Annotated in this window: 3 protein-coding genes; 2 read left to right on the plus strand and 1 reads right to left on the minus strand. The window is 56.1% G+C overall.

From position 1 onward, the window contains the following. Positions 1-166: 166 nt before the first annotated feature. A complete protein-coding gene (locus FHS21_RS26040; protein ID WP_112531756.1) occupies positions 167-1,216 on the plus strand; it encodes an acyltransferase family protein in 1,050 nt (349 codons plus the stop codon). A 555-nt stretch (positions 1,217-1,771) separates the two neighbouring features. Here the strand turns inward: FHS21_RS26040 and FHS21_RS26045 are convergent. Next, positions 1,772-4,732, minus strand: a complete 2,961-nt coding sequence (locus tag FHS21_RS26045) for a PAS domain-containing protein (protein ID WP_183664820.1) — start codon at positions 4,730-4,732, stop codon at positions 1,772-1,774. A 670-nt stretch (positions 4,733-5,402) separates the two neighbouring features. On the opposite strand from FHS21_RS26045, the gene FHS21_RS26050 reads away from it, so the two are divergent. After that, complete coding sequence (locus tag FHS21_RS26050; protein WP_112531754.1) at positions 5,403-6,368, plus strand: phytanoyl-CoA dioxygenase family protein; 966 nt, start codon at positions 5,403-5,405, stop codon at positions 6,366-6,368. Positions 6,369-6,527: the final 159 nt, after the last annotated feature.

A 6,527-nucleotide genomic window follows, 5' to 3' on the forward strand; every position in this document is an offset into this window, starting at 1 on the left:
CAGCGATTTCAGCTCTACCCGCAGTAGAGGCGGAGACAGGATCCGCTCGGCATGGCCTGGAGCGAATTTCTGCTGTCCTGCAAGATTCGGCTTGTCAAAATGCCTGAGCCCGGTGCAAATTCGCGGAATTATTTTTGCATGCGATTTTTAGCACCAAGGCTTTTTGATGAATTACGTTCCTGCGCTCGACGGCGTGCGCGCAATCGCCGTCTTGACTGTCATTGTGTTCCACACATTTTACGATCGTTTTCCTGGCGGGTATATCGGCGTTGACCTGTTCTTCGTCCTGAGCGGCTACCTGATCACGTCGAATTTGCTCGCTGAGTGGGAAAATTGCGGCAGGATCGACATGCCGCGCTTTTGGTTGCGGCGCGTGAGACGGCTGGCGCCGGGGCTCTATGTCTTTCTCGCATGTCTCGCATTTGCAGCGCTCTTTACCAAAATCCGAAACGATGTTCTGGAGGCCATTGGATTTGCCGCGACTTACACTATGAACTGGGCACGAGCCTTCGAATTGGGGCCCGATACCGTTCTCGCACACACCTGGTCGCTCGCGATAGAGCAGCAATTCTATCTGATTTGGCCAATTGTGCTTTCCGCCCTGCTCGCCAAGGCCGGGCGCCGTGGCGCACCGCTTGCGATCCTTGCCCTTATTCTGGCGGTGCTCGGATGGCGGATCGCGCTGGAGGCGATGCATGCACCGGGTACGCGAATTTACAACGGGTTCGACACCCGAGCGGATGCCTTGCTAATTGGCTGCCTGCTTGCCTTTCTGCCTAATCTGCCACGGACGTGGTCACCCTGGCTTTTCTGGTCGGCCTCCCTGGTTGGATATCTGTTCGTGCTTTTTGGCAACAACGGCCAATGGTCCCTGATCTGGGGATTTACCGCTTTTGCTGCGGTCGCAGCCATTTGGATCGCTGCAGCCGCTTCGGCAGTCACAGGACAGTTCGCCCATACCCTCCTGACACTTGAGCCGCTTGTTGCAATCGGCCGAATCTCCTACGGCATGTATCTCTGGCACTATCCCATCCTGCTCGTCCTGAAGTCCCTGGATTTGCCAAGCGGAGTGACAATCAACCTCGAACTGCTGCTTACGATCAGCGTGGCCGCTGCCTCGTTCCATTGGATAGAGCGCCCGTTTCTGACCAAAGGAAGCCGTTCGATCGTCCGATACGGGCAAGCTCTCGAACCTGTCGCCTCCACAGTCTCCTAGATGTCATTTTACGGAGATTGTCCGTCCGAGGCTTAGATGCCATCTTGGTGTTGGCGGCAAATCGGGAAGAATCTTTGGCTGCCGCCTGGAAAGAAGCATCAGTTGAGCAGTTTCGAAGGAACAGCATGGCTGCCGGAACGAATGCAAGCCGACTTGAAAAACTTGATTGTCCAACATCCGGCGTCAAAAAGTTAAAAACGCAAGTCCGGCGACAGCGGCTACATTCGTCACTCGAGACCTGATTGATCGTGAAGCCGCCGAGATCGAACGACACGTTGCTACCGGCTCCAGATGCCGGCTGGTCGTTCCGGACCAGCACGCGAATTCGCTGATAACGGAACTTGTAAGCAGGTAGGCATTTCTGTGTACGACTTTAGTCTGACACGTCTGGATGTTCTCAAGATTGCAATGACTTAGGGCGGCTCGCTGATGAAGTGCACAAACGGAATTCTTTTACAATTAGTATTTACCCTAGCGTGCTGGCTGAGAGCGAGCCGGGGCGACGACTAGAATGTCTGACCCCTAAATTCACCGGCGCTGGGACTTAACCTGGAATCAGATCTTGAGGCGCGAGAGGATGCCTTCCAACGTCTTGATGGCGCTTGCTTTGTCAAGCTTCTGCAAGTCGAGAAGGATTCTCAGCCCGTCTTGCTCTTCCCGTATCGCCTTGCCATGTTCGACCATGTCGTCGATCCGCTCGAGCACCCTGTAGTTTCGCACCGGCTTGGCGATGCCCTTGGCCGTTATGGGTTCCCGCTCCTCGGCCAGAACCCTGTCCTTGACCAACGAATAGGCCGCGTGGCTCAAAAGGATGCCGCCAAGCTCGGCATGGGACTGCAGCCTGGCGGCCAGGTTCACTTCACCGCCGATGATGGTGTACTCCATGCGGTCTTCGCTGCCGAAATTGCCGACCGTGCAATAGCCCGTGTTGATGCCGATCCGCAGCTGGAACGGCTTCTGCAGTCCCTTGTCACGCCATTCTGTCTGCAAGTCCGACATCCGCCGCTGCATCGCGATCGCCATGTTGACGCAGGCCATCGCATCCTCCTTGACGCCCCTCGTCTCAGGATCGCCAAAGAACGCCAGGATCGCATCGCCGATGTACTTATCAACGGTCGCACCATGCGCCAGTGCGATCTTCGTCATCTCCGTCAGGTAGTGGTTGAGCAAAGCGGTCAATTCCTCGGATTCCAGATCATCTGTCGTCTCGGTGAAATCGGCGATGTCAGAAAAGAATATGGTTAGCTTCTTGCGGCTTGAGGCTATCCTTACTTCCTGTGTACCCGCGAATATCGATGAATAGACTTGGGGTGACAGATATTTCGACAGCTTGTTCGACAAAGCCTCTAGCGTCTTGTTCTTCTCGGTCACGAGCGCATTTGCCAACTCCACCTTGGACTTGGCCTTGCGGATCTTTGCTTCGGCCTGCTTGATTGCCGTGATGTTCGTATATACGGCAACGGTTCCGCCCTCCGTCGTCTTGCGCTCGTTGATTTGAATCCAGCGGCCATTGGCTCGCTGTTGAACATGGGGATGGCCCGGTTGCCTGTGTCTCGCCAGTCGCTCGTCGATCCATTCGTCAACCCGTCCTTTCGCGTCCTCGACAAGGCCTTGTTCCGCCGCGTTACGAATGAGCATTTCGTAAGGCGTACCCGGCGCTGGCGTGCCCAGCCCCGGATAGAGGAGTTCGCCATAGGCGCTGTTGCAGACGATCAGCCGGTCCTCTGCGTCGTACAGTGAAAACCCCTCCGAGATTGATTCGATCGCGTCCGTCAAACGCTGCTCGCTGCGCTGGGAATCGATCTCCGCGTGCTTGCGGGCGGTCACGTCACTCCACGAGCCGATGACTTCAAGTGGCTGACCGTCCTTATCGCGAACCAATTGCTGTTCATCATTCACCCAGCAAAAGCTGCCATCCTTCTTACGAAATCGATACTCGACCGTGTGGCGGCCTTTCTTGTACAAATGGACGGACTCGGCCTCCACTGCGGCCAGGTCGTCGCGGTGCACTCGGTCGCGCCAGAAATCGGCATTCTCCAGGTACTCGCTCGGCTCATATCCTAGCAAGGTCTTGATATTCTCGCTGATGATGATGGGCGCGTAGTCGCCGGTCGCCTTGAAGCTGTAGATGACCGCAGGGGCAGACGACAACACGCGTACGAGGCGGTCCTGGGAGGCAACCAACGCCTCACTGATTTGCTTGCGGGCTGTGATGTCGTTCCACGCACCGACCACCTCGATCGGATCGCCTGCAGCGTTGCGCTGCAACTGCAGATCGTCACTGATCCAGCAATAGTTGCCGTCCTTCTTGCGAAACCGGTACTCGTTGGCGATGCGACCCTCCTCGAAAAGCCTCGCATAATCTTTTTCGATGCGCGGCAGATCCCCGGGATGCACACGGCTGCGCCAGAAATCCGGGCTCTCGAGATAATCCTCACGCTCATATCCGAGCAGGTCCTTTACATTCGGGCTGATGAACGTCGGCCAAAAGTCGTCCGTTGCTTTGAAGCTGTAGATCACCGCCGGCACGCAGGTGAGTAGATATGAGACCCGATCCTGAGCGGCGGCCGCAGCTCCTTCCGCCCGTTTGCGGTCGGTGATGTCGCTCCATGATCCGACGATTTCCACCGGTTGACCGTCTGCGTCCCGGATCAAGTGCTGTGCGTCATTTACCCAGCAGTAGGTACCATCCTTCTTGAGAAATCGATACTCGACGGTATGGTGGCCTTGCTTGAACAAGTGTAGAGACTCGCCCTCCACCGCGGCAAGCTCATCGGGGTGCACGCAGCGCCGCCAAAAATCCGCGTTCTCCAGGTATTCCTGCGGCTCGTAACCCAACAAGTTCCTGATGTTTTTACTGACAAACGTCGGCGCAAAATCTCCTGTCGCCTTGTAACTGTAGATCACGGCAGGTGACGAACTCAGCAGCCGGGCCAAGCGCTGCTGCGCACCCACCTGCGCTTCCTCCGCCGTCTTGCGCGCCGTGATATCGCTCCATGATCCGACGATCTCCAGCGGCTGGCCCTCCTTGTCACGGATCAGTTGCTGCTCGTCATTCACCCAGCAATAGGAGCCATCATTGCGGCGAAAGCGATACTCCACCGTGTGGATTCCATTCTGGAAAAATTGGGAAATCGCCTCCTCGACGCGGGTCAGGTCGTCGGGGTGGACCCGGTCGCGCCAGAATGACGGGTGCTCCAGGTACTCGCCCGGCCCATACCCGAACACGGTTCTGATGTTCTCGCTTACGAACGTGGGGGCGTAATCCCCTGTCGCCTTGAAGCTGTAGATCACGGCAGGTGACGAACTCAGCAGCCGGGCCAAACGCTGCTGCGCAGCCGCCTGGGCTTCCTTCAATTGTTCGCCGACCCAGCTGTCGCGGTCGCGCGTGGCGTCTCTTATGGCCTGCTCGATGACAGCGGCGGTGCCGTCGTTATCGAACTCGTCCGTCGGGATGTGCAGGATATGATGCAGAACGGCCGTCGCGTTCTTCGCGTATTCCCTTGCGGTCATCATGATATGGACCCCCCAATTCAAATGAGGTGTTGGGTTTAATTCTAGCACACGCGGTTAGTGTTAGTCTTTAGCGCGAAGTGGTTAGGTCCAGTGCCAACGGATATACTTCAAATAATTTCTTCAGAGATGGACGCTTGACAACAGCTGCGCCCCGCAGCCGACCCGTTTTTTGCACGAAATGACCGAGTGCTTCATCGGCTCCGTGGAGACCCATACATTACAGGCGACTGTCCGGAAGTAGCGCAAAGGAGACATTCGATGCGCGCCCGCTAGCTGCTGCATTGGCGAATGCCGCGCCCGGCATTGGCTACGAGTCAGACTCACCGTCACTGCCCCCGAAGCGAACTTAGCAAAAAATCTCTGACGCTGACGAAACCGTCTCGGACGTCACATTGTTGGAGCCGCGATACCAGCCGGTTTGCGTCAGGACGGGCAAGAGCGGCGCTCTCGGATTGAACGTCTTTTACGACACGGCGATCAGGTCGTTGCGTCCAAGATCTACTACTTGGGGTCAATAACAGAAATTCGTTAATTAATTCAATTGGTTATTATCTCCAAAGGATCGTGCAATCCTAATGCTGCGTTGCAACAGGAACCAAAACCGGGTACCGTCCGAACCGCTGGAGAATGACGGGTGCGGTGGGACACGCTATTCGTATAAGGGGATCAAATGCTTGATACGCCTAAATCCGAACCGAAGGACCTCGAAGCAATTGCCCGCACCGGTGGGACTTTTCGTCGTATGGCAGCGCGCGTACCCACCTACTTAACGGACCTGCGGGAAAATCCCGCCTGGCTGCCGATGTTCCTGTTGGCCCGCACGATACCTTTCCGTCGAGCACATTGGCTTACCGCAAAACCTGTTCCGCCCTCAGAAACTGCAGCATCATCGATGTTTGGGCAGATCGAGGCCGATGAAGTCGCGTCAGAACTGAAAAGAACGGGAATCTCTGCCGGCCTGACGTTGCCTGCATCAATCCATGAGGAAATCGCCCGCTTCGCGCATGAGACGCCATGCTTTGGCAATTTTGACCGCGAACTGGAGTTTGTCGCCGGAGAGCACGCGGAAGCCGAACGACGCTTCGGGCGCACCATACTCAGCGGTCATCATTTCGAACGGGTCCTACAATGCGAGGCAGCAGTGGCTGTTCAGAGAGACCCACTGCTTCTCGATGTTGCAAGACATTATCTTGGCGGTGAGGCGAAATTGATCACCACTCGCACGTGGTGGAGCTTTCCGACGAAAACTGCATCTGAAGCCGACCTAAGCCGGGCCTCGTTCAAATTCCATTTCGACCTCGATGATTGGCGAATGCTGAAGTTCTTCTTCTATCTGTCCGACGTCGATGCGGATGCAGGCCCGCACGTCTACGTCCGAGGCAGCCATAATCGTCGGCGAGTGAAGCACCAATTGACGCTGCTCGTAGGCCACCCAGCGGATGAAGTTCTGAATTTTTATGGTGAAAATAATGCTGTCATGCTGACGGGAAAGGCTGGGACCGGTTTTGTCGAGGACCCGTTTGGTTTCCATATGGGAACCTTGGCGAAGAACACTCCGCGTCTCATGATGGAAGTCGGATTTGGCGTATCCAAGCCGTCAAAGCGACGTTATCACGGTGAGCCAGTAGTACGATAGCCGATCACACTATTCGAGCGGGCCCGATTGGGCCGGCACCGACCAGAAAGGGCTGCTTCTGGCGGATACTGTTGAAAAACTCATTGTTGCAGGCGCTTGGGACGCATGATTCAATCCTCTGAGTGATTTGGCAGGGGATCAGGCGATGATGGGATTTCA

This window comes from Phyllobacterium trifolii (assembly GCF_014192095.1).
GTDB lineage: Bacteria > Pseudomonadota > Alphaproteobacteria > Rhizobiales > Rhizobiaceae > Phyllobacterium > Phyllobacterium trifolii.

Excerpts from the sequence above, each read along its gene's own strand:
- FHS21_RS26050 (WP_112531754.1), top strand. The coding sequence starts at position 5,403 with ATGCTTGATACGCCTAAATCCGAACCGAAGGACCTCGAAGCAATTGCC.
- FHS21_RS26045 (WP_183664820.1), bottom strand. The coding sequence starts at position 4,732 with ATGATGACCGCAAGGGAATACGCGAAGAACGCGACGGCCGTTCTGCAT.
- FHS21_RS26040 (WP_112531756.1), top strand. The coding sequence starts at position 167 with ATGAATTACGTTCCTGCGCTCGACGGCGTGCGCGCAATCGCCGTCTTG.